The sequence below is a fragment of the Mesorhizobium sp. B2-6-4 genome, assembly GCF_006441495.1.
Classification (GTDB): Bacteria; Pseudomonadota; Alphaproteobacteria; order Rhizobiales; family Rhizobiaceae; genus Mesorhizobium.
Genome location: NZ_VFUE01000002.1, coordinates 18,240 through 43,388, shown reverse-complemented (window position 1 = coordinate 43,388; position 25,149 = coordinate 18,240). Strand labels below are relative to the sequence as shown.

Genomic DNA, 25,149 nt, shown 5'->3' with positions numbered 1-25,149 from the left:
CTCCGTCTGGCCTATGGCCGTGCGAGGCCTTTGCCCGCAAAGTGGTTGCGAACACCCCTTGCGAGGATGCCATGCGAAAGCTGATCTCCACCGGTTCGCCCTTCGAGAAGACCGCCGGCTATTCGCGCGCCGTGGTGCAGGGCGACTGGTGTTTCGTGTCCGGAACGACCGGCTATGACTATGCCTCGATGACGATGCCGGAAACGGTCGAGGCGCAGACGCGCAATTGCCTGGCAACCATCGCCAGTGCCTTGCGGGACGGCGGCTTCGACATGGAAGATGTGGTGCGCGCGCATTACTATATCACCGACCAGGCCTTCGTCGACGTGGTGTTCCCCATTCTCGGCGAAGCGTTCGGCGAGATCAGGCCGGCGGCAACGATGATCGTGTGCCAGCTCAACAGACCGGAGATGAAGATCGAAATCGAGGTGACGGCGCTTCGGCGCACAGACTGAGGAGGCCAATGCCATGGCAGTGCGGCGTATCGTAGCCAATATCGAAACAAAGGACGCGGCATCGGCGAGGCGCTTCTACCATGACGTGCTCGGCCTCGATGTGCTCATGGATCAAGGCTGGATCGTCACCTACGGGTCCGAGGAAAGGATGCAGGTACAGGTCAGCTTCATGGCGCAAGGCGGGTCGGGCACGCCGGTGCCGGACCTGTCGATCGAGGTCGACGACGTTGATGCCGCACTCGACGCCATGAAGGCAGCCGGCTTCGCCATCGAATACGGGCCGGCCGACGAGCCCTGGGGCGTGCGGCGCTTCTATGTGCGCGACCCTTTCAACCGGCTGGTCAACATTCTCTCGCATCGGTGAAACATCTGCAAAGCGCCGAGGCGACTGCTGACCTGGACATGCTGGCGGGACAGCGCCCCCCTCTGGCCTGGCGGCCATCTCCCCCTCAAGGGGGGGAGATTACGCACTTAGCCGCCTTCGCCAATTGTTCTTCCTTGCGTCGCAACCGCTTGGCGGTTAGCAAGGCCGCGGTCGCACAGCGCCGCGCGCCTCATTGGCGCGCGAAGGATGCTGTGCAAATCGAAACGCATTCTTTCTGGGACGGCTCTCCATGGCTTCGAAACATCTCTTCCTGCTTCCCGGCGACGGCATCGGCCCCGAGGCCATGGCCGAGGTCAAGAAGCTGATAGCGGCCATGAACGAGAAGCTCGGCAGCGGCTTCGCCACCGACGAGGGGCTGGTCGGCGGCTGCGCCTACGATGCACATGGTGCCGCGATTTCCGATGCCGACATGGAAAAGGCTGTTGCCGCCGACGCCGTGCTGTTCGGGGCCGTCGGCGGTCCGAAATGGGATGCCGTGCCTTACGAGGTTCGCCCCGAGGCCGGCCTGCTGCGCCTGCGCAAGGACATGGAGCTGTTTGCCAATCTCAGGCCCGCGATCTGCTATCCGGCGCTGGCGGCGTCCTCCTCGCTGAAGCAAGAGGTGGTCGAAGGCCTCGACATATTGATCGTGCGCGAACTGACCGGCGGCGTCTATTTCGGCGAGCCCAAGCAGATCATCGATCTCGGCAACGGCCAGAAGCGCGGCATCGACACCCAGGTCTACGACACATTCGAGATCGAGCGCATTTCGGGCGTCGCCTTCGAATTGGCGCGCACGCGCAAGAACCATGTCACCTCGATGGAAAAGCGCAACGTCATGAAGTCCGGCGTGTTGTGGAACGAGGTCGTCACCCAGACCCACAAGGCCCGATATTCCGACGTCAAGCTCGACCACATGCTGGCCGATGCCGGCGGCATGCAACTGGTGCGCTGGCCCAAGCAGTTCGACGTCATCGTCACCGATAACCTGTTCGGCGACATGCTGTCCGATATCGCCGCCATGCTGACCGGCTCGATCGGCATGCTGCCTTCCGCCTCGCTCGGCGCGCCTGATGCCAAGACCAAGAAGCGCAAGGCGCTTTACGAGCCGGTGCACGGTTCGGCGCCCGATATCGCCGGCAAGGGCATCGCCAACCCGATCGCCATGATCGCTTCCTTCGCCATGTGCCTGCGCTATTCCTTCGCCATGGTCGATGAAGCCGACAAGCTCGAAGCGGCAATCGCCGCCGTGCTCGACGACGGGCTGCGCACCAAGGACATCCTCTCCGCCGGCATGACCGAGGTCGGCACCGTCGAGATGAGCGACGCGATCATCGCCAAGTTCCTGGGCTGAGCCCATGATGATCGCCGTCCGCTGGGCGACGACCGGCGACGCGACGGCGCTCGCCACGATGCTGTGCGACATGGCGGTGTACTACCGGCAGCCGCCGCTCGACCACGAGCGCGCCTTGTCGGCGGCACGCAAATGGCTGGATGAGGAAAGCCCGGCCTATCCGCATTTCGCGCTGGCCTTCATCGGGGCCGAGATCAGCGGCCTGGCGTCGGTAGCGATCGCGCATCCCGGCATCGACCTCGAGCGGCTATTGTTCCTCAAGGATCTGTTCGTGCGCGACAAGGCTCGCAACGCTGGGGTCGGCCGGGCGCTGGTCGGCTTTCTCGCCGACCATTGCCGGCGCAACGGCATCGGCCGCATCGACCTGACCACCGAGGACTGGAACGAAGGCGCGCTGCGCTTCTACGACCGGCTTGGCGCCGAACGCCACGGCCAGAAGATCTTTCTCAGGCTTTCGGGCGAGGCGCTGGGGGCGGTCAGACCCTGACGCCCGCCGGCACCGGTCCCCAAGGATTTTCGCCCAGCTGAGGCGGCATAAGCCCGAAGACTAGCACGGCGATGCCGCCAATGAGCGGGACGAAGCAAAGCAGGGCAAACCAGCCGCTCAGGCCGGCGTCATGCGCACGCCGTACGAGGAGCGCAATGCAAGGCAGGATCAATCCCGAAAAGAAAACCAGTAGGGGTATGAACCCTATGAACCCCATCGGCGTCCTGTCCGCGTTGGTTTCGAAGCCGTTGATCGCCAGTTCAACAAGTATCCCGAAGCCGAAAAGCGCGAGCACCCCGAGGGTGTAGAATAGCCAGAAGGCCCAGAATTCCTTGCGGCGGGAGCGTCCGGTGAAATTACCATAATCCGCGATCACCGCGCGCCAGAAATAAGCCCACAGCCCTGTGGAGTAGGCGGGACGGCTTCGGGCAGAACGGCTGGTCTGCCGTGGCTGACTGGTGGTTGACGACGATGCGGCCGAGGCCGTGGCGACAATGTTGTGCGCCGTGCCGTCGCCCGGCTGGAACTCGACAAGGGTACCCTTGCCGAGGGGCAGTTCCAGGCTGAAATCGATACGGGAAAAGATGTAGCGTTTGCCGTCGGTTCCGTTGATGTAACCGTAGTCCTGGCCTTCGTCATAGTGGAACACCGTCCCGCGCATGCTCTGCCCCATTTCACATTGCGTCGCGAGACGCTACTTAAAGTTGCACGTAATTGCAATACGCACGCAGGGCTACGTTCTGGCGCCCGCCGGCACCGGTCCCCACTGGTTCTCCCGGGCCTGGGTCGGGATGAGCGCGAAGACCAGGATGATCAGGCTGCCGATGGTGGGGATCAGGATCACCAGGAAAAGCCAGCCGGTCAGGCCGATATCGTGCAGACGACGCACGGTCATGCCGAGGCCAGGCAGAAAGGTCGCAAGTAGGAAAAGGCCGAACAGGCCAATCGTCACCGCCGGCATTTCAGCGTCGTCGAGATTGCCCATCGCGGCATCGGCGAAAATGCCGATGCCGGTCACTGCCAGCAGCGCGACGAACCAGAACAGGCAATAGGCCCAGTATTCCTTGCGGCGGGCGCGGCCGGTGAAGTTGAAATAATTCTCGGTGATGCCGCGCCAGAAATAACCCCACAGGCCGGGCTCGGCCGGCCCGGTGCTGGCGGCGCGGCCAAAATGCCGCGGCTGTGCGATTTGAGCAGCGGAAGAGACGGACGCACCGGTTCGCGCATGGGCGCCGGCGGCCACGCCGGTTGGAGGCGCGGATTGGGCGCCGGCCGGGAAGATGTCGCGCGCCTGGCCGCCGCCGGGCTGGAATTCAACGGCCGTGCCTCGGGCAATTGCGATTTCGCGGCGCAGATCCTCACGCGCGAAAGTATAGCGCTCACCATCCGCCCCGGTGATGAAGCCGAAGCCCTGGGTCTCGTCATAGTGAAGAACTTCGCCGCGCATGCCCCGATCCCCCGAACGCCCGACCAGACTGTTCAAAGTTCCGGCGGATCGCAAGGGGCAGCATGAAAATGCGACGGCTGGCGCGGCAGCCATCGTGACGACATGGCCGGGAGATCTCAGCTCGGCCGCTTCTTCGCCTTCTTGGGTTTCGGCGGTCCGGCGTTGTCGAATTTCGGCTTGCCCGGCTTTTTCGCCCAGGGCTTCGCGTCAGATGCGGCGGGGCGCTGGTCGCCAGCCGGCGCGCGCTTCTCGAATTTGCGCTTCGGCGCGTTCGGGTCGAACGGCGCCTTGCCGCGATGCGGTTTCTTGTCCGGACTTGGCGGCTGGTAGCCGGCGCGCGACAGGTCCGGCATGCCGTCCAGCCGTTTCACCACGATGTTACCCTGCAATTTGCGGTCGGGACCAACGGCGGCGAGGAAACGGTCGGCCCAGTCGGCGGCGATCTGCACGAAGGTCTCTTCCGGCTGCATCTTGATGGCGCCGATCTCGCGCTTGGTGATGCTGCCGGTGCGGCACAGCATCGGAATCAGCCAGCGTGGCTCGGCATTCTGCCGGCGCCCGACCGACAGCGAAAACCAGACGCTGGCGCCGAAATCGTCGCGGCGGCTGGGCGCCTCGTCGCGGCGCGCGAAGTTTTCGCCCGCCGGTCTTTCACGCGACGGCGTGAACGGCGCGACGTCCATCAGATCCTCTGGCGCCGAGCGGCTCGAGCGGCACAGCCGCACGAAGGCGGCCGTCACCTGCTCGGCGCCGTGCTTGGCGAGAAGCGCGTCGATGAAGCCGCGTTCGTCGTCCTTCACCGGTTCGTCGAAGGCGGGATCGGCAAGGATGCGCTCGTCGTCGCGGCGGATCACGTCGTCGGCGGATGGCGGACTTGCCCATGTCGCGGTCAGCTTTGCGCTCGCCAGCAGGCGTTCAGTGCGCCTGCGGGCGCTGTTGGGCACGATCAGCGCGCTGACGCCCTTGCGACCCGCGCGTCCGGTGCGGCCGCTTCGGTGCAGCAGCGTTTCCGGGTTGGTCGGCAGGTCGGCGTGGATGACCAGCTCCAGATTGGGCAGGTCGATGCCGCGCGCCGCGACGTCGGTGGCGATGCAGACCTTGGCGCGGCCATCGCGCATCGCCTGCAGCGCGTGGCTGCGTTCGTTCTGGCTGAGCTCGCCCGAGAGCGCGACGACGGAAAAATTGCGGTTGTTGAAGCGTGCGGTGAGATGGTTGACGGCGGCACGGGTGTTGCAGAACACCAGCGCGTTTTTCGCTTCGTAGAAACGCAGCACATTGATGATGGCGTTCTCGCGATCGGCCTGGGCGACGCTGAGCGCCCGGTATTCGATGTCGAGATGCTGCTTCTCCTCGCCGGCGGCCGAGATGCGCACGGCGTCACGTTGATAGCCCTGGGCGAGGGTTGCGATGGAGCGCGGCACGGTGGCCGAAAACATCAGCGTGCGGCGCTCGGCGGGGGCGGCGTCGAGGATGAATTCCAGGTCCTCGCGAAAACCGAGATCGAGCATCTCGTCGGCTTCGTCCAGCACCACCGCCTTCAGCGCCGACATGTCGAGCGAGTTCCGCGTGATGTGGTCGCGCAGCCGACCGGGGGTGCCGACGACGATATGGGCGCCGCGCTCCAGCGCGCGCCGTTCGGTGCGCATGTCCATGCCGCCGACGCAGGAGGCGACCGTGGCGCCGGTCAGCTCGTAGAGCCATTCCAGTTCGCGCGTCACCTGCAGCGCCAGCTCGCGCGTCGGCGCCACCGCCAGCGCCAGCGGGGCCGCGGCATGGGCAAAGCGGTCGGCGCCGCCGAGGAGCGTCGGCGCCATGGCAAGGCCGAAGGCCACCGTCTTGCCGGAGCCGGTCTGCGCCGACACCAGCGCGTCGGCCTGGCCAAGTTCCAGGACCGCCTTCTGCACCGGCGTCAGTTCGGCATAGCCGCGTTTTTCCAGCGCCTTTGCCAGCGCAGGAACAAGTGCTTCGAAGTTGGACATCTCACTCTTTCGGAATTCAGGGCTTGCGCTCATCATGGAGCACATACAGGGCTGGCGCAGCGCCAGCCAGACGATCTCGCCCGTTCGTACTTGCTGGCGCCGCTCTTGTACAGGGCAGGCGGCACCGCCTTCCCTTCTCCCGCAAGGAGGGAAGGAAGAAACACCACTGATTGACTCCTGCCGCAAACCGCGTAAAAGCCCGCTTCGAACGGGATCGTTTTTCGATGCGCGGCCTTTTGATGGCTCTTCTTGCATTCGATGCCCCCAGCCGCAATGAGCATCATTGCGCCGGGCGTTTCGGCGCGTCCCCCCGTTCCAGCAAAGTAACGGCCAAAACCACCACCAAAACGGTGTGATTCCCTTGGCCTGACCACCCTCTCCCGGGTTCGGCCCGGGGGACGGAACCCGCACCTGGCCGGCGGGTTTTCTCCAACAACCAAGCGGAGAGGGATAGGAGATCTTTATGAGTTTCAAGGTTGCGGTAGTTGGCGCCACGGGCAATGTGGGCCGCGAAATGCTCAACATACTGGAAGAGCGCGGTTTTCCGGTCAGCGAAGTGGTGGCGCTTGCCTCGCGCCGCAGCCAGGGCACGGAAGTGTCGTTCGGCGACCGCACGCTGAAGGTCCGCGCACTCGACACCTACGACTTTTCCGACACCGACATCTGCATCATGTCGGCCGGCGGCAATGTCTCGAAGGAATGGTCACCCAAGATCGGCAAGCAGGGCTGCGTCGTCATCGACAATTCCTCGGCCTTCCGCTACGACGCCGACGTGCCGCTGATCGTCCCGGAAGTGAACCCGGATGCGATCTCGCTGTTCACCCGCAAGAACATCATCGCCAACCCGAACTGCTCGACGGCGCAGCTCGTCGTGGCGCTGAAGCCGCTGCATGACGCGGCCACCATCAAGCGCATCGTCGTGGCCACCTACCAGTCGGTGTCGGGCGCCGGCAAGGAAGGCATGGACGAGCTGTTCACGCAGACCCGCGCCGTGTTCGTCGCCGACCAGGTCGACGTCAAGAAGTTCACCAAGCGCATCGCCTTCAACGTGATCCCCCATATCGACGTTTTCCTCGATGACGGCTTCACCAAGGAAGAGTGGAAGATGGTCGCCGAGACCAAGAAGATGCTCGATCCCAAGATCAAGCTGACGGCGACCTGCGTGCGCGTGCCGGTGTTCATCGGCCATTCGGAAGCGGTCAACATCGAGTTCGAGAACCCGATCACCGCCGACGAGGCGCGCGACATCCTGCGCGAGGCGCCGGGCTGCCAGGTCTTGGACAAGCGCGAGGACGGCGGCTACATCACGCCGCTGGAATCGGCCGGCGAGGACGCCACCTTCATCTCGCGCATCCGCGAGGATTCGACCATCGACAACGGCCTGTCGATGTGGATCGTTTCCGACAATCTGCGCAAGGGCGCCGCCCTCAACGCAGTGCAGATCGCCGAACTGCTGGTCGAGCGCGGCCTGATCCAGCCGAAGAAGAAGGCAGCCTGACGGCTGTTTGGCTTTCGCTCGCGGGCCGCACCGCCGCTGCCGCGGCTGGCCCTCCGCGAGGGCGCCGGACGACCGGCGGCCCGCAGTCGCGGGCTCGGCCTTCGGCCGTTAGCTCACCTTCCCCCCGTCCTTATATGGGGAGAAGGTGCCGGCAGGCGGATGAGGGGGGCGCCGGCCTATGTCCGATTTTCCGCCGCCAGTTCCCGCAGCAACCTCATCGCTTCCTCGGCCCGGTCGACCGGCACGAACAGATGGTCATGATAGAAGGCGGAGACGGGATTGACGCCCATGCCGGCGGCGGCGAGGCGTGCGGTGATGGCGGCGAGGAAGCCGACGGCTTCCAGCGACGAATGGATGTTCAGCGTTATCATGCGGCAGCGGAAAACGGCTTCCAGCCCGGCTGCCTGCGCCTCGTCTTCGAGCAGGATCAATGTCGTGCCTTCGCGTTCGCGAAACAGCATGACCGCTTCGAGTCCTTCCGGAACCGATACACCCGCCGGCAGCGTGGCGAAGACATGGATGCCGGCAATCAATTGCGGCGTCATCGACGCCAGCAATGTCTTCAGATCTGTCTCTCCGGCCATATTGCCTGCTCTTGGTCTGAGGGGCCACGCCCGCCGGCTCTTCATATACGCGACCGAAGCGCGCCGATAGCCACGCCGGCGCGCTGCACGGACAACCCGGCGAGAGAACTGCGCTGCGGCGTGAGAACATCAACGATTTCAAATGCTTGCCGGAGATCGGCATGGCCTTGGCAGGCGCGGCGAAGCACCGGCCTTCAATGTCTAGGGATCAAATCGGCCGCCTGGGAGTTAGGAACATGGCGGCGAGGACGGCGATCCCGTGAGAGAGGAACGACAATGAAGAAAATCATGACCATTCTGGTGCTGACGGCAGCGCTTGGCGCCTGTTCGCAGACGGAAAAAGGCGCGGCCGTCGGCGGCCTGGGCGGAGCAGCGGTCGGCGCGGCGGTGGCGGGCGATCCCGTCCAGGGCGCCGTGGTCGGCGGCGCGGTCGGTGCCGTGGCCGGCGCGCTGATCGGGCGGGCCAGCGAACCGGGCCGCTGCCGTTATCGCGACAGCCGCGGCCATGTCTATGTCGATCGTTGCCCGAGCGGCTATTGAGCGGCAGCATCCGCACAATGAATTCGAAATAGAAAACGGCGGGCTAAGGGCCCGCCGTTTCGAAAAAGACGATCGGTGATCGATTACTCGGCCGTGGCGGGCTCCGCCTCGGCCGGCGCGGCCGCAGCCGCCGCGACGGCGGCAGCGGCGTCGTCCTGCGCCTTCTTCAGAAGCGCGGCGCGCTCCTGTGCCTTCTTGCCGGGCTCGGCCTTTTTCGGATTGGAACGGGCGTCGCGCTTGGCGAGGCCGGCCTCATCGAGGAAGCGCAGCACGCGGTCGGTCGGCTGGGCGCCGTGCGACAGCCAGTGCTTGACGCGCTCGGCGTCAACCTTGACGCGCTCGCCGTCCTTCGGCAGCAGCGGGTTCCACGAGCCGAGCGACTCGATGAAACGGCCGTCGCGCGGCGAGCGCGCGTCGGCGACGACGACGTGGTAGTAGGGACGCTTCTTCGAGCCCGCGCGGGCCAATCTGATCTTCAGTGCCATTTCTTATCTCCTAAAAGCTCTGATTTCGTTGGTAGGGTTGCGGCTAAATCTTTGTCTTCAGCCGGTTTTCGTCACGCCGTTGGCAGCGGCGATCTGTTCGTGGTGGCGGATCACTTCGCGGACGACGAAATTGAGGAATTTCTCCGCGAAATCCGGGTCGAGATGCGCATCGTCCGCGAGCTGGCGAAGACGGGCGATCTGCTGCTGCTCGCGCGCCGGGTCAGCCGGCGGCAAGCCATGCTCGGCCTTGAGCAGGCCGACCGCCTTGGTGCAGCGGAAGCGCTCGGCCAGCATGTGGATGAGGGCGGCATCGATGTTGTCGATCGAAGCACGGTAGCCGGCCAGGATGGTGCGGGCGTCCGCCATGTCCTTTTCCTCGTTCATCGCGTCCTCACTTCTTCTTGCCGAGGCCAGGCAGGCCACCGCCGCCGAGACCGGGAAGCCCGGGAAGCTTCATGCCGCCGGGCAAGCCGGGCAGGCCACCGCCGCCGGGAAGGCCGCTGGGCAGGCCCTTCATGCCGGCGGCCTGCGCCTGCTTTTGCAAGGCTTCGAGCTGCTTGGGATCCATCTTGGAGAGGTCAGGCATGCCGCCCATGCCACCGGGCATCATGCCGCCGAGACCCATCTTGGAGGCGAGCCCGCCCATCATGCCGCGCATCAGGCCGCCGCCTTTGCCCTTGCCGCCCATCGCCTTCATCATGTCGGCCATGCCGCGATGCATCTTCAAGAGCTTGTTGATCTCGGCCGCGTCGGTGCCGGAGCCGGCGGCGATGCGCTTCTTGCGCGAGTGCTTGAGAATGTCGGGGTTGGCGCGCTCGGCCTTGGTCATCGAGGAGATGATGGCGAGTTGGCGGCCGAACATCTTGTCGTCGAGACCGGCGGCGGCCATCTGGTCCTTCATCTTGCCCATGCCGGGCATCATGCCCATGATGCCGCCCATGCCGCCCATTTTCGACATCTGCTGAAGCTGCTGGGCGAGGTCGTTCAGGTCGAACTTGCCCGACTGCATCTTTTTGGCCATCGCCGCCGCCTGCTCGGCGTCGATGTTCTCGGCGGCTTTTTCGACAAGCGAAACGATGTCGCCCATGCCGAGAATGCGGTCGGCGATACGCTTGGGGTGAAATTCCTCCAGCCCGTCCATCTTCTCGCCGGTGCCGATCAGCTTGATCGGCTTGCCGGTGACGGCGCGCATCGAGAGCGCGGCGCCGCCACGGCCGTCGCCGTCCATGCGGGTCAGCACCAGCCCGGTGATGCCGACGCGCTCGTCGAAGCTCTTGGCAAGGTTGACGGCGTCCTGGCCGGTCAAGGAGTCGGCGACCAGCAGGATCTCGTGCGGGCCCGACACCTTCTTGATGTCGGCCATCTCGACCATCAGCGGCTCGTCGATATGGGTGCGGCCGGCAGTGTCGAGGATGACCACATCGTGACCGCCGAGCCTGGCCGCCTGCACGGCGCGCTTGGCGATATCGACCGGGTTCTGGCCGGCCACGACAGGCAGCGTCGCCACCTTGACCTGCTCGCCGAGTTGGCGCAACTGCTCCAGCGCGGCGGGGCGCCGCGTGTCGAGCGAGGCCATCAGGACCTTCTTGTTCTGACGCTCGGTGAGCCGCTTGGCGATCTTGGCCGAGGTCGTCGTCTTGCCCGAACCCTGCAGGCCGACCATCATGACGACGACGGGCGCCGGTGCGTTGAGGTCGACGGCGACGCCTTCGGCGCCGAGCATGTCGACCAGCTCGTCATGCACGATCTTGACGACCATCTGGCCGGGCTTGATCGACTTCAGCACCGCCGCGCCGACCGCCTTCTCGCGCACCTTGTCGGTGAAGGAGCGCACCACTTCCAGCGCCACGTCGGCCTCGAGCAGCGCACGGCGCACCTCGCGGAGCGCCGCCGAGACATCCGCCTCAGACAGCGCGCCGCGGCCGGTCAGGCCGTTCAGGATGGAGCCAAGGCGCTCCTGAAGTGATTCAAACATTCTGTTTCCTTTTCCCTGGCAACCGGATGGTGCCCGAGAGGTAATGCGTTCGCGCCAGGTGTCCAAGTCTCGTGGCAAGCAAAAGCCAAAACCAAAAAGCACCCGGGGGCGCACAGCGCTGCCGGGTGTTGGCCTCCAGGATCTGTTTACAGCACTTGGCCTCAAAGAGGCTTCGGCGTCCTGGTCGGCTTGCTCGGAGGGATACTCGTCGCGGAATTCGGGGCTGTAGACAGGAAAACGGCCGCGGAGTCAAGACAAGGGACCGTTCCGCCGGTCTCCCTGCGCAGCAATCAGGTCGCCTTCGTTGCGTCTGCAGGTTCGGCCGAGACGCTCAGCGGCGAGCGCGGGTGTAAGAGCAGCAGTATCGTCAGCAGGCTGCAGGCGATGCCGATCGTGGCGATGAGGACCGCGTCCGACGTCGCCCAGCCCGGCCCTTCGAGTGGTCTGGCGGTAAACAGGGCGAAGGAATTGTAGCTCTCCTGATGCGAGATCAGCAGGAAGCCGGTCAGATTGTTGCCGAGATGGGCGCCGAGGGCCGCGCCGAGATTGCCGGTGGCATAGACGACAAGTGTCAAAAGCAGTGCAAAAGCGGCGATCGAGACCAGCACGCAGGCATTGATGGCGGCCGAGGCGCTCGCGCTCCAGTGCAGCGAGGTGAACAGCAGGCCCGGCAGCAGCGCCCAGACGAACGGGCTCCTGAACCGGTAGGCAAGACCGCGCAGCAGGTAGCCTCGGAACAGTACCTCTTCCGATGATGTCTGCAGAAAAGTGAGCGCGAGGATCGGGATCAGGAACAGCAGCCAGGACGACAGGGCAATCGAGCCGCGCGCGATCTCGGGCTGCATCAGGTAGAGCAGGACCTCGGACACGAGCGAAGTGACCAACACCGCGACCAGCCCCTTGACGAAGCCCGAGCGCGAAATGCGACGGCTGTTGCCGAGGAGCGCCGACAGCTTCTCGCCATGCACCCAGCGCATGGCGATCCACAAGCCGATCCAGATGCCGGCGAAAGACGCGAGCGCGGTGAGAATGCCGATTGGCGACGCAAGGAAACCCTGCATGCCGCCGGCGGGCGCAGCCGCGCCTTGCGCTGTCCGCCAGGCGAAAAAAGCATAGGTGCCGCCCAGCAGCACGACCCCCGTCGACGCGGCCCAGAACAGGACGACGATCCCGGTCCCGAGAAGCAGGCGCGGCAGGGTCGTCTTTTCGTTGGCTGTGTTTCGATAGTGCTCGAAGGCGGCAGGGTCCGATATCACGCTCTCTCGCAAGCTGGTGCTTCGCGTCGCATGATCTATGGGATCGGGCGGTTCTGCGCAATCATTCCTATTCGATACGCCCGCCAGCCTTCGGCGCATTCGCGCCGCGCTCGCCTGCCTGCCGGCAGGCGAAAGGCATGCTCCGATGATTGACCCCGTGTCCTATCCGCCTCAGCGGACCACGTAGACGATGCGCCGCGTCTGCGGGTCGATCAGCGCCGGCTGGCCGTTCACATAGACATAGCGGTAGTCGTAATCGGGGATCTCGCGCAGTTCGACACTCTCGGGCAAAACGGCCCCGGTGACTACCTCGCCCTCAAGATAGACAGGGTCGACGCGATGCGTGTCGACATAGGTCCTGACTTCGGCGGGAGGCTGCGGGATGGCGTCCTCGACCGGCTCGCCGGCGATGATCGAGCCGGTGTAGTCGGTGGAATAGCCCTCGGGCGGCGACACGACGGCGACGCTGGAGCCGAGCGGACGTCGCGTCAACACGACCCGGTTGCCGCCGAAATCAGCCGTCACATAGTCCGAATAGACCCAGCCCTGGCCACCGGCTTCGGCGATGGTGCACCATTTGCTGTTTTCGATGCAGCCGTTGAGCGTCGCCGACTGGCCGGCGGCGAGCACGCCGATGACAGGATATTGCGGGCCTGGGCCAGCGCGGACGTTGAGATCGGTGATTGCGGAGACGGGGGTGTCGGCCATGGCGGCGCCCGAGAAGAGCGTGAGCATTCCGGCGACCGCGGGAAACAATACGGATTTCATGGTTTCTCTCCGTTTCATGGTCCCTCGGCAGCGAAAACGGGAGAGCGGCGCATGCGTTCCAGCTAAAATGTTGAAACCAACTCACGATTTGTTCCCGTTTCTTGCGGCAGGCCGGTCAGAAGGTCGTGAACGAAGGCTAGTTTGCGCCCCGCGACATCCGAGATGACGAAAGGGTAGAGGTCGGGCAGACCCATGCAGCGATTGATGGAATTGGAGGCTTCCGACAGCACCAGCCAGCGCGACAGGATCTTTTCGAACGGTTCGGGAGCGGGTGTCGGTTCGGACGGCGCTGGTTGCAGCATGCCCCCGGTGTCGCCCTGGGGCAATTCGTTGGCTTCCACCGTCTCCAGCCGGCCGAGCGGGAAGTTCAACGCATGGACCATTTCCAGCGTGTCGGTGATGTGCAGGTGGTGGGCCCAGCTTTCGGCCCAGTCCTCCCAGGGATGAGAGGTGGCATAGGGCGAGATGTGGCGTTGCTGCCAGTCGGGTGGGGCACCATTGGCGTAGTGGTTCTTCAATGCCTGCTCGTAGCCGGTGCGCTCGTCGCCGAACAGCGCGCGGAAGGCGTCAAGCCTTTGCGGATTGTCGCGGATCAGCCGGTCCCAGTAGTAGTGGCCGAGCTCGTGGCGGAAATGGCCGAGCAAGGTGCGATAGTTCTCGCCCATCTCAACGCGCCGCCTTTCGCGCTCGGCGGAGTCGGCTTCGGCGACGTTGAGGGTGATCAGGCCATTGTCGTGGCCGGTCAGGATGCGCTCGCCGCCCGGGCCGCCGCCGATCGGATCGGCAAGGAAGTCGAAGGCAAGGCCGGCCTCGTCGGCGGGGTTCTGCTTGGGCGTCACCGGCAGTCCGAAAGCCAGCAGCGAATAGACCGCGCGCTTCTTCGCGGCCTCGACCCGTATCCAGCGGCGGCGGTTGCCGTCGACGGAGAGGTCCGGGATCAGCTGGTTGAGCGCGCAGGCGCGGCAGAAGGGCTGTCCCGGCTCGGCCATCCAGTTGCAGGCGCATTCGTCGGCGTTGGCGCATGGGGAGCCGCCGTCGGCACCGGACAGGGCAAAGCAGGCGCGCTGCGGATCATAGAGCACGGCACTGGAGCAGTTCAGGCACCGGGCGTTCTCGAAATAGAGACGATGGCCGCAATGAGGACAGTCGAAGAGTTTCATCTCGGTCTCGGACCAGGGAACAGGGGAAGGCGCGTCGTGCAAAACGCCGGCCGACAGACGTCGTTCCCGACTGTGACGTCATTGAGCAACATGGCGCAAGGATCGTCAGGCCATGGGTGGTTCTTGCCACAATATTTGCTTGATCGTAGGCAAATTCCCTTCCATTGGCCAGCTTGCGCGCGCGACAGTGACAAGTGCGCGTTTCACTGGCAAATTCCGGCCGGGACGTGATTCAGGCAACCAGGAGAGAACAACATGGCATTTCTTGCCAAAGGTAAGATGTTTGCAGCGGCCACTGTGGTGGCGATGCTTGCGCTGGCGACGGGCGCACAGGCGGCGGCCAGCTGTGGCAAGACCGGAGCCGGCTTCGATGCCTGGAAGCAGGACTTCGCAGCGGAGGCCAGGGCCGAGGGCGTGGGTTCGAGAGGACTGGCGGCCCTGGCGGGCGCGACCTACGCGACCAGGACCATTTCCGCGGACCGCGCCATCCACAAGGCTTTCAGCGGCTCGGTGGAAGCCTTCATGAAGCGCCGCGGCGGGGCGGCGATCATTTCCAAGGGCCGGGCGCTGAAGAAATCGAATGCGGCGCTGTTCGACAAGATCGAACGGACCTACGGCGTCTCGCCGGGCGTGCTGCTTGCCATCTGGGGCATGGAGACGGGCTTCGGCGCCTCTATGGGCAACCAGAACACGGTGTCCGCCATTTTGACGCTTGCCTATGACTGCCGCCGTCCGGATTACTTTCAGCCGCATGCCATTGCGGCGCTGAAGCTGGTCGATCGCGGAACGTTGACCGCCTCGTCGGTCGGGGCCATGCATGGCGAGATCGGCCACACGCAGTTCCTGCCCGGAAATGTCCTGAAATATGGAGTGGGCAGCGGAAACCTGCGCGACAAGAGCACCGCGCTGGCTTCCACGGCCAACTTCCTCAAGGCGCATGGTTGGCAGGCCGGCGCGAGCGCTCAGTCGAATATGGGTGCAATTGCCGGCTGGAACTCCGCGAGTGTCTATCAACAGGCCATCGCCCGTATCGCCACGGCGATCGATGGCGAGTAATCGTTAGGGCAGTTCACCGTTTCACGGAGACGGCGAACCGCTCTATGTCTTTGTTTTTGCGCAATTCCCAAGGGAAAGCGCTACGCGCTTTTCCCGGGAAAACGGACACACTTTTCCTGGAATTGCTTTTCAGCAGAAAGCCCGGCCGCGTTGCCGGGTTTCCTGTTCGCTGACCGGTAAAGCGGTCAGTCCCGGCGGTTGCGCGCCGCCAAGGTGCGCAGCCTCAGCGCATTGAGGCGGATGAAGCCGGCGGCGTCCTTCTGGTCGTAGGCGCCGCGGTCGTCCTCGAAGGTCACCAGCGCGTCGGAATAGAGCGTCTTCTTCGACTTGCGGCCGGTAACGATGACATTGCCCTTGTAGAGCTTCAGACGCACCGTACCTTCGACATCCTCCTGGCTCTTGTCGATCATCGTCTGCAGCATCAGCCGCTCGGGCGCGAACCAGAAGCCGTTGTAGATGAGTTCGGCGTAGCGCGGCATGAACTCGTCCTTGAGGTGGGCAGCTCCCCTGTCGAGCGTGATCGATTCGATGGCTCGGTGGGCAGCGATAAGGATGGTGCCGCCGGGGGTCTCGTAGACGCCGCGCGACTTCATGCCGACGAAGCGGTTCTCGACGAGGTCGAGCCGGCCGATGCCGTTGTCGCGGCCGAGATCGTTGAGGGCGGCGAGCATGGTTGCCGGCGACAGCTTCTTGCCGTCGAGCGCGACCGGATCGCCCTTCAGGAACTCGATCTCGATCTCGGTGACCTTGTCCGGCGCGTCCATCGGCGAGACGGTGCGCTGATGGACGAATTCCGGCGGCTCGCTCCACGGGTCCTCAAGCACCTTGCCCTCGGAAGAGGAATGCAGGAGATTGGCGTCGACCGAGAACGGCGCGTCACCCTTCTTGTCCTTCGGCACCGGAATCTGGTGCTGCTCGGCGAAGTTGATGAGGTCGGTGCGCGACTTGAACGACCAGTCGCGCCAGGGCGCGATGACCTTGATATCGGGATTGAGCGCATAGGCCGAAAGCTCGAAGCGCACCTGGTCATTGCCCTTGCCGGTGGCGCCGTGGGCGATCGCGTCGGCGCCGGTCTCCTTTGCGATCTCGACGAGGTGTCTCGAGATCAGCGGCCGGGCGATCGAGGTGCCGAGCAGATAGGTCCCTTCGTAGACGGCGTTGGCGCGGAACATCGGGAAGACGAAGTCGGCAACGAATTCCTCGCGCACGTCGACGATGCGGATGTCCTTGATGCCCATCATCTCGGCCTTGCGGCGCGCCGGCTCCAATTCGCCGCCCTGGCCGAGGTCGGCGGTGAAGGTGACGACCTCGGCGCCGAGCTCGGTCTGCAGCCATTTCAGGATGATTGATGTGTCGAGGCCGCCGGAATAGGCGAGCACGACCTTCTTGACGTCTTTTGTTTTCGACATTTGCTGTTTCCGCGACAAGAGTTCTCGGCCGGCGAGGTATCACGCCGTTTCCGGTCACCGCAAGGGATGAACGGGGCAAGGCGCGGAGAAACAGGCATACGGGACAGCTGGATCATCCTTTCCGTCGCACAGCCGCTGGCAACGGCAGGCCCCGTTCATTATAGCTGCGTATCGAAAGTCAACGGGCCTACCATGTCCTTCATTCCCGACACCGCAACGCTGATCCAGTTCGCCATCGCCACGGTCATCCTGGCGATCACGCCCGGACCGGACATGACGCTGTTCGTCTCGCGCACGCTGAGCCAGGGCCGCGCCGCAGGCTTCGCCTCGATGGCGGGGGCGCTGTGCGGCACGCTGATCCACACCACGCTGGTGGTGGTCGGCGTCTCGGCGCTGATCGTCGCCTCGCCGATGGCCTTCTTCGTGCTGAAGATCTTCGGCGCCGGCTATCTCGTCTTCCTGGCCTGGCAGGCGATCACCAAGGGTTCGGCCTTCTCGCCGGAGAAGAAGACGGGCCCGCAAATCTCGCTGTTCCGGAGCTGGATGGTGGGGCTGGGCGTCAACCTGCTCAACCCGAAGATCATCCTGTTCTTCATGACCTTCCTGCCGCAATTCGTCTCGGCGCATGATCCGCACGCGCCGGGAAAGCTGTTCTTCCTCGGCGCCATGTTCGTCGTGCTGTCGACCCCGGTGACGACACCGATGGTGCTGGCGGCGGAGAAATTCTCGGCGGCGATGAAGGCCAGCCCGCGCGTGACGCGGGTGGTCGACTATCTCTTCGCCGGCGTGTTTTCCGCGTTCGCGCTCAAAATCCTGACTGCCCAGGCGAAGTAGGATTTTGCTGTTCGCTGCTGATCTCTTCCGAACCGGAGGTCAGCAAAGCTCCCTGCTTACGCGGGCGCTCGGTTCGAGGTCAGGGTTCGGCTTTCCACCAGCTTCCGGCCCAGCGCCCGGCGCTGAGCCAATAGAAGATGCCCCCGACCATGCCGCCGCCGATGACGGCGGCCATGGCGCGCGGCTCGGTGACGGCGAATGGCGTATCGCCCATCTGGTCGGCGAAGCCGAGGAAGACGGCGGCGACGATCGCACCGGCCAGCGCATAGAACAGCCAATCGCGCCGGCCGAGAATCTCGGCGATCAGAATCACGAGGGCCGCCGGCATGAAGGCGAAATAGGCGGCAAACAGCGCGACGAAGGGGATCGAGAAATAGAGCGAGGCGGTCGCCGCCGGCTCCGCATGCGCCGGCGTGTAGCCGAGGGAGGCCAGGAACAGGACATTGAGGAACGCGCTGGCCGCCAGCGCGGCGACGGCATAGCCGAACAGGATGACGGCAAGGCGCACGATATAGGCGACGAGACGGGTCATTGCTGATCCCGGCGTAAGGGATGGCCGGACTTGCGCCCGGCCAGAAACCAGTAGACCGAACCGGCGGCAATGCCGGCGGTGGCCAGGAACCCGAGAAAGCCCGGGTTGAAAACAAACCCTCCGGCCGAGCCCGGGACAAGAACCCCGAATGCGATGGACGTGATCGCGCCCGTGGCCGCGAAGTAGAACCACCCCCGAAGCGACAAGCGTTCGGCCATGAAGATCGCGGGGCCGACGATCAACAGCGCGCAGACCGCCACTGTCACTACCGCGAGCGGGAAGGAAACCAGCCAGTCGAACGCGAAAACGATGGACCAGTTGCCATATTCGAGCCCTTCCAGAAGAGCGATCAGCAGCACAGGCACGAGGATCGAGGTCAGCACGGCGGCGATATAGCCGACTGCTATGGTGACGAAGCGCTTGAGCCCGGCGACGAGACGCCTCACGCCTCGCCGTGCCCCGCGATCATCATGGCTTCCAGCGCCAGCCGGTCGACTTTGCGCATGCGCTCCGATTCCGACTTGAGCTGGCCGCAGGCGGCAAGGATATCGCGGCCGCGCGGCGTGCGGATCGGCGACGCATAGCCGGCGTTATTTATGTAGTCGGCGAATTTCTCGATCGTCTCCCAGTCCGAGCACTGGTAGTTGGTGCCGGGCCAGGGGTTGAACGGGATCAGGTTGATCTTGGCCGGAATGCCCCTGAGCAGCTTGACCAGCGCCTTGGCATCGTCGAGGGAATCGTTGACGTCCTTCAGCATCACATATTCGAAGGTAATGCGCCTGGCGTTCGACAGGCCAGGATAGGCGCGGCAGGCTGCGATCAACTCCTTGAGCGGATATTTCTTGTTGATCGGCACCAGAAGGTCGCGCAGATCGTCATTGGTGGCGTGCAGCGAGATGGCGAGCATGACGCCGATCTCCTCGCCGGTGCGGAAAATCTCCGGCACCACGCCTGAGGTCGACAGCGTGATGCGGCGCTTCGACAGCGAAAGGCCGTCGCCGTCGGAAGCAATCAGCAGCGCCTTCTTGACCGCCTCGAAATTGTAGAGCGGCTCGCCCATACCCATCATGACGATGTTGGACACTTTGCGGCCCTCGGCCGGCACGATGGCGCCGTCGGGCGTGTCGCGGTCGGGGAAATCGCCGAGCCGGTCGCGCGCGGTGAGCAACTGGGCGAGGATTTCCTCGGCAGTCAGGTTACGCACCAGCTTCTGCGTGCCCGTGTGGCAGAAGGAGCAGGTCAGCGTGCAGCCGACCTGCGAGGAGATGCAGAGCGTGCCGCGGCCTTCCTCGGGGATGTAGACAGTCTCGATCTCGACCGGGCGGCCGGCGCCGCGCGGCGGGAAGCGGAACAGCCATTTGCGCGTGCCGTCGGCGGAGATCTGCTCTTCGACGATCTCGGGCCGCGCCACGGTGAAATGCTTGTCGAGTTCGGCGCGAAGATCCTTGGAGATGTTGAACATGCCGGCGAAATCGGAGACGCCGCGCACATACATCCAGTGCCAGAGCTGCTGTGCACGCATTTTTGCCTGGCGCTCCGGCACGATGCCGGACGCGACGAGCGCCTCGCCCAGTTCGGCGCGCGTCAGGCCGATCAGCGACGGCTTTTCCGGCTGTGTCGCGCGGGCACGCAACGCGTCACGGGCGCCTTCGGCGGTGAGGTCGAATGAAAGGGTCATGGTTGCACTGATATAAGCGGTTTGCGGCCGATTTCATCCATCGGCCTGATATGAAGCGCGGCCCATAGCACAGCTTGGCCGCGGAGTCATGCGATGGCGAGGCGATCCGTGCGCCGACCGATTGACAGATGCACCGGCCGGTCAGACCTGCGGTCCGTGCTTTTCGACTAAAAACGGATCACTTGATCGTGTTGAAGTAACGGTTCTCACCGCGCGTTCGAACCCTGAATGGGGCAACCATGCCCCGACAAATGGGAGTATGCACGATGAACTCTATCAAGCTCGCCGTCATTGCCAGCTTCGTCGGCCTTTCCGCCTCGCAGGCATTTGCCGAAGACGCGATGGGCACAATGACAATGATGAAGGCAGGGCAAGTCACGGCAATCATGCCGGACGGGCATATGGGCACCATGACGCCGGACGCGAAAATGAGTGCCGAGATGATGAAGATGGCAAAGCCGATCAAGCACTGCATGATGATGATGACCGACGCCAAGGGCAAAGCCTTCATGATCGACACGTCGACCAAGAAGGCTCAGGCGGAATGCGAAAAAATGGCCATGTGAGGCCTGCCGTCGATCGATATTCCCGCCGGCCCGAAGGTCGGCGGGAGCCCATCCGAGCCTTGTTCCCGCAGACCGCTCAGCACACGCAGGTCGAGATATCCACCTGTCGGTGTTGAGGGTGTCTCATGATCAATGCGGAAACGACGATCATTGCGCCGAACCGGCATAACTCATGGTTCCTTGTTCATGGTGCCAAACCGCAGCCATGGACTTTTGCTCCACGTCCGTCTTCCATTTCACGTCTGATGCGAACGCTTGATCGAGGCCATGCCTGTGTTAGGGCTGGGGCTCCGTCGAGAGGACAGACATGGCCGGTACAGTGCGAAAATACCCCTTGCTGCGGCGTTCGCGCGCGATGTGGGGCTCTCGCCGGGTGTGGCAGCCGCGGCTGGTGTTCTGGGCCGGCGCGATCTGCATCGGCGTGATCAGCGTGCTGTTCGCGGTGCTCGCCGACAAGGCGCAGGCGCTGTTCCATGCCATGACCGGCGATGACGGCGGCTGGCGTTTCTATCTGCCGCTGGCGATCACGCCGCTCGGCTTCGTGCTGTGTGCCTGGCTGGCGCAAGCCTTCTTCCCGGGCTCGCAAGGCAGCGGCATTCCGCAGGCGATCGCGGCGCGGCATCTGCGCGACGACGACGACCGTGGCCATATCCTGTCGCTGAAGCTGGTCGCGGGCAAGATCGCGCTCACCCTGGTCGGCCTGTTCTGCGGCGCTTCGATCGGCCGCGAGGGACCGACCGTGCAGGTCGGCGCGTCGTTGATGCTGCAGGCGGCACGCTGGGGCGGCATGGCGCAGGCGCGCGGCCTGATCCTGGCCGGCTCGGCCGCCGGCATCGCGGCCGCCTTCAACACGCCGCTGGCCGGCATCGTCTTCGCCATCGAGGAAATGGGCCGCACCTACGAAGCGCGGACCAACGGGCTGGTGCTGACGGCGGTGATACTGGCCGGCATCGCCTCGCTCGGCCTGCTTGGCAACTACACCTATTTCGGTGTCTCGAAGGAGACGATCTCGTTTGCCGCCGAGTGGCCGCTTGTGATTGCCTGCGGCGTCATCGGCGGCGGCCTCGGCGCGCTGTTCTCGCTCCTGGCGCTGAAGGCGACGCGCCGGATCCGGCGCTGGAACACGGGGCAGCCCTTGCGGCGCGTCCTGCTGGTCGCCGCCATCTGTGGGCTCGGCGTCGCGGCGATCGGCATCGCCTCGGGCGGCCTGACCTTCGGCACCGGCTACGCGCAGGCGCGCGGCGCCGTTGAAGGCACGCCGCTGCCCTGGTTCTTCTTCGCCGAGAAGTTCCTTGCCGGGCTGCTGTCGATGGTCTCGGGCATTCCGGGCGGCATCTTTGCGCCTTCGCTTTCGGTCGGCGCCGGCATCGGCAGCTCGCTCGGCCTCGTCTTCGGCGCCAGCACGGGTGCGGCCGCGTTGCTCGGCATGGCCGGCTATTTCGCCGGCGTCGTGCAGGCGCCGATGACGGCCTTCGTCATCATCATGGAGATGACCGGCAATCACGACAATGTCATCGCGCTGATGCTGGCCTCGATGCTGGGCTACGGCACGGCGCGCATGATCTCGCGCGAGCCGCTCTATCACGCGCTGTCGCGCGTCTTCATCGCGGAAGCCATCCGCAGGCGCAGGGCGGCGGAGGCGGCGCCGGAACCGGGTCCTGCGTGAAAAACAAAGGCCGGGCCCAGCGGTCCGGCCTCTCTGTTCAAAGCGAAATTTCGACTATTTGCAGTTGGCGATCGACGACAGCGCCGCCGAGATGCCTTTCAGCGAGAAGACGTAGGAGGTGGTGTTGCCGCGGCCGGACTTGGCCTGCACCTTCATGTCGGTGCCGGATTTCATGGCGGCGATCAGCACCGGCTCCTCGGCGGCGTTCTCGACCCAGGCCGACTTGCCGCGCGTGAACATCGAAAACGTCTTCTTGTCGATTGTGACGGTGGCCTTGGAGTTTTCCTGGAAAGTGTAGCCGGCGATGAATTGCGGCTCGTAGGATACCTGCTGGCCGGGCCGCTGGCTGACGAAGAAGAACATGTCGCCATGGTCGAGCGTCGGCGGCTGCTTGTCGGTCGGCACGGTGAGGACATAGCAGACCTTGCCGCCCGATGCCTGGTAGCTGTAGGTGCCCCAGGCATTGTGCTGGCCGATCTTGGTCGCCTGCTGCGCCATCGCCGGCGCTGCGAAGGCCACCAGGACCAGGCTCGAAACTGTAGCAATCAATCCGCGCATCGTTTTTCCCGTATTCGAAATGGTGCGGAGGCGGGCCGCGTGGCGTCCTGCCGTCGCTTCATTTTGATTTAATCTGGGTTACCAAACGGTGAATTACCTCTGAGAAAAGGACGCTCACCCCAGGAAACCGCCGCCGTCTTCGCGCCGCCGCCTTTCAAGCGGCTGGCGCGATGTCCCTTCGGCGACTTGGAGGGCATGAAAGCGGCAAGAGTTTGACTTTTCCACAAGCCCTCTGAACGCTGGTGTCCAGAGCGCGGAGGCCGGTTCCAGGGCTCAGCCCCTGTCCGATATGGCGTCCTTGGCGGCCTGCCGGTGCGCCGGCGTGATATGGGCGCTGACGGCGGTGATCGCGGCGGTGAGCACGGCGATATCGTCGGTGAAGCCGAGGCCGAGGACGAAGTCGGGGACCATATCCACCGGCAGGACGAAATAACCGAGTGCCGCCACCAGGATGCCTTTTGCGCGCAGCGGCGTGTTCTTGTCCATGGCGCAGTAATAGGCCGCGACGACATCTTCCATGAACGGGATCTGCCGCGCAGCCTTCTTGGCCGTGCGCCAGAATTTCTCGCGCACCTCGCCCTCACCGCCCAGCCTGTCGCCAAAGCCGAAGAAATCAAAACCGGATTTTTGCGCCATCAATTTCTCCTTGCGGGCTCATGCGCTTGCCTGCGCATGGCCGCGGGGCAAAATGTGGTGAAACCCGACGCTTGCTGCAAGAGCTTGGGAGATCGCTGGCCTGAAAATCGGGATCAGTCTTTACCGTGCTGTCCTGCGGATCAGGTGATGCCGGCCTAGCGGACACTCCGCTGGCAGTCGTCCTCCCTTGGAGTTCGGCGGCAAACGCCCCTCCCGTCGTCATTCTAGGGCGAAGCAAGGAGCGAAGCGACGCGGCGCAGACCCTAGAATCCATGCCGCGACTCAAGAGCGACGCAGCGGTGCTGAATTCTGCTCGACTACACCCCTTAGTCAACGTCGCGGCATGGATCCTCGGGTCTGCGCGTCCGCTTCGCTCCCGCTCCGCCCGTGGATGACGAAGCCGGGGTTGCCGCACCTATGGATTACCCTAGCCAACAAAGCGGTTCATTTTCTTCGCCAACTCGATGTCGAGCGCCGTGATGCCGCCGGCATCGTGCGTGTTCAGCGTCACGTCGACGGTTTTGTAGACATTCGACCAGTCGGGATGGTGGTCCATCTTCTCGGCAGCAAGCGCGACGCGGGTCATAAAGGCGAAGGCTTCGGAGAAATTCCTGAAGGTGAACGTCCGTTTGATGGAAGCGCCATCCGCAGCCAGCGACCAGCCTTCGAGGTCTGTCAGCGCCGCGATGATGGCTTCCTTGCCAAGTTTCTCTCTCGTCATGTCCGGTTCCTGTGCTATTTCGAAGATGACTTTCACCATAGCGCCGGATCGATGAGCACGAAGCCCATAAAATCCATTCTGTTCGTCTGCCTGGGCAACATCTGCCGCTCGCCGCTGGCGGAAGGCGTGCTTCGTTCCGTGCTGACGGAACGTGGACTGGGCCGGGACATAGTGCTCGATTCGGCCGCAACCAGCGACTGGGAGGTGGGCTCCGCCCCCGATTGGCGTTCGATCGCCATCGCGTCGCGCCACGGCATCGACATATCGGAACTGCGGGCACGCAAGATCACGCCCGAGGATTTCTCGCGTTTCGACCTGATCTTCGGCATGGACAGGTCGAACGTCGCCGACCTGAAGACGCTGGCGCCTGCCGCCGTGCGCGACCGGATCCACCTGTTCCTGGAATTTGCGCAGGGAGAGGCGCGCGACGTGCCGGATCCCTATCACCATGGCGAGGAAGCCTTCGCCGAGGTCTACCGCATGATCCGCGAAGCGTCGGAGGCGCTGGCGACGCGGCTTGCCGCGCGCGTATCGGCGCCCGACAGCGGCCAGGCTTCCTCGACGATGTAGGGGCCGCCGCCGACCGAATCGCGCGACGACATCAAGACGAACCGGCTGATGCGGAACGGCAATGTCGAAAAATTGCCGCGCGCCGAAAGATATTGGGCGACGTCCAGCGGGCTCGAATTGCGCAGGCGGGCCAGTGTGACATGCGGCATGAACTTGCGCGGATCGGCCGGAATGCCGAGCCGCTGGCAGATGCGCTCGATTTCAGCCTGAAGCGCCGAGAGATCCGGCGAGGCAGAGACCCCGGCCCATACGGCATGGGGTTTCCTCTGGCCGAAAGCGCCGACGCCCGCCAGCGTCAGCGGGAAGGAGGGGCGGTGGACGCGGTCGAGCGCGTTGGCGATCTCGTCGGCGACATGGCCTTCGACATCGCCGATGAAGCGCAGCGTCAGATGATAGTTCTCGACGTCGATCCAGCGGGCCCCGGGCAGGCCGCCCCTGAGCAGGGACAGCGAAAGGGCGGCGTCACGCGGAATTTCGAGGGCGGTGAAAAGACGCGGCATGAAGAGCCTCCCTTCCTCGAATCGAACTGTGCCCCCAGCGAATCATCGATAATCAAGCGGGGCAAGAGGTT

At 64.3% G+C, this 25,149-nt stretch carries 29 protein-coding genes; 11 read left to right on the top strand and 18 right to left on the bottom strand.

Going from position 1 to position 25,149, the window contains the following annotated elements; genetic code table 11:
* The first annotated feature begins 71 nt into the window (after positions 1-71).
* The 4 genes from FJ426_RS02615 to FJ426_RS02600 all read left to right on the top strand — a co-directional run bounded on the left by FJ426_RS02615 (position 72) and on the right by FJ426_RS02600 (position 2,660).
* Complete coding sequence (locus tag FJ426_RS02615) at positions 72-455, top strand: RidA family protein (RefSeq protein ID WP_140524557.1); 384 nt, start codon at positions 72-74, stop codon at positions 453-455.
* A 13-nt stretch (positions 456-468) separates the two neighbouring features.
* Positions 469-819 carry a VOC family protein gene (locus FJ426_RS02610; protein WP_140559208.1) on the top strand — a complete coding sequence of 117 codons (351 nt, stop codon included), beginning with the start codon at positions 469-471 and terminating at the stop codon, positions 817-819.
* A gap of 250 nt (positions 820-1,069) precedes the next feature.
* Positions 1,070-2,173: a 3-isopropylmalate dehydrogenase gene (gene leuB, locus FJ426_RS02605; protein ID WP_140514043.1), complete on the top strand. Its 1,104-nt coding sequence runs from the start codon at positions 1,070-1,072 to the stop codon at positions 2,171-2,173.
* A gap of 4 nt (positions 2,174-2,177) precedes the next feature.
* Complete coding sequence (locus FJ426_RS02600; protein WP_140559209.1) at positions 2,178-2,660, top strand: GNAT family N-acetyltransferase; 483 nt, start codon at positions 2,178-2,180, stop codon at positions 2,658-2,660.
* Here the strand turns inward: FJ426_RS02600 and FJ426_RS02595 are convergent.
* The 3 genes from FJ426_RS02595 to FJ426_RS02585 form a co-directional block, all read right to left on the bottom strand.
* On the bottom strand, positions 2,650-3,321 hold the full coding sequence (locus FJ426_RS02595) for a DUF805 domain-containing protein (RefSeq protein WP_140514041.1): 672 nt from the start codon (positions 3,319-3,321) through the stop codon (positions 2,650-2,652). The genes FJ426_RS02600 and FJ426_RS02595 overlap by 11 nt on opposite strands.
* Positions 3,322-3,393: 72 nt before the next feature.
* Positions 3,394-4,107, bottom strand: coding sequence for a DUF805 domain-containing protein (locus tag FJ426_RS02590; RefSeq protein WP_140492138.1), 714 nt, complete (start codon positions 4,105-4,107; stop codon positions 3,394-3,396).
* A gap of 116 nt (positions 4,108-4,223) precedes the next feature.
* Positions 4,224-6,086, bottom strand: coding sequence for a DEAD/DEAH box helicase (locus FJ426_RS02585; RefSeq protein WP_140559210.1), 1,863 nt, complete (start codon positions 6,084-6,086; stop codon positions 4,224-4,226).
* Between the two features lie 463 nt (positions 6,087-6,549).
* Here FJ426_RS02585 and FJ426_RS02575 point away from each other — a divergent pair, with 463 nt between their 5' ends.
* The gene (locus FJ426_RS02575; protein ID WP_140492147.1) at positions 6,550-7,584 is read left to right on the top strand and encodes an aspartate-semialdehyde dehydrogenase; all 1,035 of its coding nucleotides are present in this window, start codon (positions 6,550-6,552) and stop codon (positions 7,582-7,584) included.
* 176 nt (positions 7,585-7,760) lie between these two features.
* Here FJ426_RS02575 and FJ426_RS02570 read toward each other — a convergent pair whose 3' ends face one another.
* Positions 7,761-8,168, bottom strand: a complete 408-nt coding sequence (locus tag FJ426_RS02570; protein WP_140514037.1) for an ACT domain-containing protein — start codon at positions 8,166-8,168, stop codon at positions 7,761-7,763.
* Between the two features lie 276 nt (positions 8,169-8,444).
* On the opposite strand from FJ426_RS02570, the gene FJ426_RS02565 reads away from it, so the two are divergent.
* A complete protein-coding gene (locus FJ426_RS02565; protein ID WP_140492153.1) occupies positions 8,445-8,708 on the top strand; it encodes a glycine zipper domain-containing protein in 264 nt (87 codons plus the stop codon).
* 83 nt (positions 8,709-8,791) lie between these two features.
* On the opposite strand, the gene rpsP is transcribed toward FJ426_RS02565, so the two are convergent.
* From rpsP to FJ426_RS02535, 6 genes are all read right to left on the bottom strand, one after another.
* Positions 8,792-9,193, bottom strand: coding sequence for a 30S ribosomal protein S16 (gene rpsP / locus FJ426_RS02560; RefSeq protein WP_140492156.1), 402 nt, complete (start codon positions 9,191-9,193; stop codon positions 8,792-8,794).
* 57 nt (positions 9,194-9,250) lie between these two features.
* A complete protein-coding gene (locus FJ426_RS02555) occupies positions 9,251-9,577 on the bottom strand; it encodes a chorismate mutase (RefSeq protein WP_140492160.1) in 327 nt (108 codons plus the stop codon).
* Positions 9,578-9,584: 7 nt separating this feature from the next.
* On the bottom strand, positions 9,585-11,168 hold the full coding sequence (ffh, locus tag FJ426_RS02550; protein WP_140824721.1) for a signal recognition particle protein: 1,584 nt from the start codon (positions 11,166-11,168) through the stop codon (positions 9,585-9,587).
* A gap of 290 nt (positions 11,169-11,458) precedes the next feature.
* Positions 11,459-12,424 (bottom strand): type II CAAX endopeptidase family protein, encoded by a 966-nt coding sequence (locus FJ426_RS02545; RefSeq protein ID WP_140559211.1) that lies wholly within the window; start codon positions 12,422-12,424, stop codon positions 11,459-11,461.
* A 171-nt stretch (positions 12,425-12,595) separates the two neighbouring features.
* On the bottom strand, positions 12,596-13,192 hold the full coding sequence (locus FJ426_RS02540; protein WP_140559212.1) for a DUF1236 domain-containing protein: 597 nt from the start codon (positions 13,190-13,192) through the stop codon (positions 12,596-12,598).
* Positions 13,193-13,254: 62 nt separating this feature from the next.
* The gene (locus FJ426_RS02535) at positions 13,255-14,352 is read right to left on the bottom strand and encodes a putative zinc-binding metallopeptidase (protein WP_140559213.1); all 1,098 of its coding nucleotides are present in this window, start codon (positions 14,350-14,352) and stop codon (positions 13,255-13,257) included.
* Positions 14,353-14,607: 255 nt separating this feature from the next.
* On the opposite strand from FJ426_RS02535, the gene FJ426_RS02530 reads away from it, so the two are divergent.
* A complete protein-coding gene (locus FJ426_RS02530; protein ID WP_140559214.1) occupies positions 14,608-15,408 on the top strand; it encodes a lytic transglycosylase domain-containing protein in 801 nt (266 codons plus the stop codon).
* Between the two features lie 185 nt (positions 15,409-15,593).
* On the opposite strand, the gene FJ426_RS02525 is transcribed toward FJ426_RS02530, so the two are convergent.
* Complete coding sequence (locus tag FJ426_RS02525; protein WP_140559215.1) at positions 15,594-16,817, bottom strand: argininosuccinate synthase; 1,224 nt, start codon at positions 16,815-16,817, stop codon at positions 15,594-15,596.
* Between the two features lie 192 nt (positions 16,818-17,009).
* Between FJ426_RS02525 and FJ426_RS02520 the strand changes: the two genes are divergently transcribed.
* Positions 17,010-17,651 carry a LysE family translocator gene (locus tag FJ426_RS02520; RefSeq protein ID WP_140492181.1) on the top strand — a complete coding sequence of 214 codons (642 nt, stop codon included), beginning with the start codon at positions 17,010-17,012 and terminating at the stop codon, positions 17,649-17,651.
* Between the two features lie 79 nt (positions 17,652-17,730).
* Here the strand turns inward: FJ426_RS02520 and FJ426_RS02515 are convergent, their stop codons facing one another.
* From FJ426_RS02515 to rlmN, 3 genes are read right to left on the bottom strand one after another with little or no spacing between them, the layout of a single operon-like run.
* Complete coding sequence (locus FJ426_RS02515; RefSeq protein ID WP_140492184.1) at positions 17,731-18,183, bottom strand: hypothetical protein; 453 nt, start codon at positions 18,181-18,183, stop codon at positions 17,731-17,733.
* Positions 18,180-18,629 carry a hypothetical protein gene (locus FJ426_RS02510; protein WP_140492187.1) on the bottom strand — a complete coding sequence of 150 codons (450 nt, stop codon included), beginning with the start codon at positions 18,627-18,629 and terminating at the stop codon, positions 18,180-18,182. The genes FJ426_RS02515 and FJ426_RS02510 overlap by 4 nt, the downstream gene beginning before the upstream one ends.
* On the bottom strand, positions 18,626-19,861 hold the full coding sequence (gene rlmN, locus FJ426_RS02505; protein ID WP_140559217.1) for a 23S rRNA (adenine(2503)-C(2))-methyltransferase RlmN: 1,236 nt from the start codon (positions 19,859-19,861) through the stop codon (positions 18,626-18,628). Before rlmN ends, FJ426_RS02510 begins: the two co-directional genes overlap by 4 nt.
* 266 nt (positions 19,862-20,127) lie before the next feature.
* Between rlmN and FJ426_RS02500 the strand changes: the two genes are divergently transcribed.
* The gene (locus FJ426_RS02500) at positions 20,128-20,427 is read left to right on the top strand and encodes a hypothetical protein (protein ID WP_140554786.1); all 300 of its coding nucleotides are present in this window, start codon (positions 20,128-20,130) and stop codon (positions 20,425-20,427) included.
* 307 nt (positions 20,428-20,734) lie between these two features.
* Positions 20,735-22,093: a chloride channel protein gene (locus FJ426_RS02495; RefSeq protein WP_140559218.1), complete on the top strand. Its 1,359-nt coding sequence runs from the start codon at positions 20,735-20,737 to the stop codon at positions 22,091-22,093.
* A 54-nt stretch (positions 22,094-22,147) separates the two neighbouring features.
* Here FJ426_RS02495 and FJ426_RS02490 read toward each other — a convergent pair whose 3' ends face one another.
* From FJ426_RS02490 to FJ426_RS02480, 3 genes are all read right to left on the bottom strand, one after another.
* Entirely contained in the window at positions 22,148-22,651 is a 504-nt protein-coding gene (locus FJ426_RS02490) for an invasion associated locus B family protein (RefSeq protein ID WP_140492199.1), read from the bottom strand.
* Positions 22,652-22,924: 273 nt separating this feature from the next.
* A complete protein-coding gene (locus tag FJ426_RS02485; protein ID WP_140550608.1) occupies positions 22,925-23,287 on the bottom strand; it encodes a YkvA family protein in 363 nt (120 codons plus the stop codon).
* A 427-nt stretch (positions 23,288-23,714) separates the two neighbouring features.
* A complete protein-coding gene (locus FJ426_RS02480) occupies positions 23,715-24,008 on the bottom strand; it encodes a 4a-hydroxytetrahydrobiopterin dehydratase (protein ID WP_140559219.1) in 294 nt (97 codons plus the stop codon).
* A gap of 51 nt (positions 24,009-24,059) precedes the next feature.
* Between FJ426_RS02480 and FJ426_RS02475 the strand changes: the two genes are divergently transcribed.
* The gene (locus FJ426_RS02475) at positions 24,060-24,578 is read left to right on the top strand and encodes a low molecular weight protein-tyrosine-phosphatase (RefSeq protein ID WP_140559220.1); all 519 of its coding nucleotides are present in this window, start codon (positions 24,060-24,062) and stop codon (positions 24,576-24,578) included.
* Here the strand turns inward: FJ426_RS02475 and thpR are convergent.
* The gene (gene thpR / locus FJ426_RS02470; RefSeq protein WP_140559221.1) at positions 24,482-25,078 is read right to left on the bottom strand and encodes an RNA 2',3'-cyclic phosphodiesterase; all 597 of its coding nucleotides are present in this window, start codon (positions 25,076-25,078) and stop codon (positions 24,482-24,484) included. The genes FJ426_RS02475 and thpR overlap by 97 nt on opposite strands.
* Between the last annotated feature and the right edge of the window lie 71 nt (positions 25,079-25,149).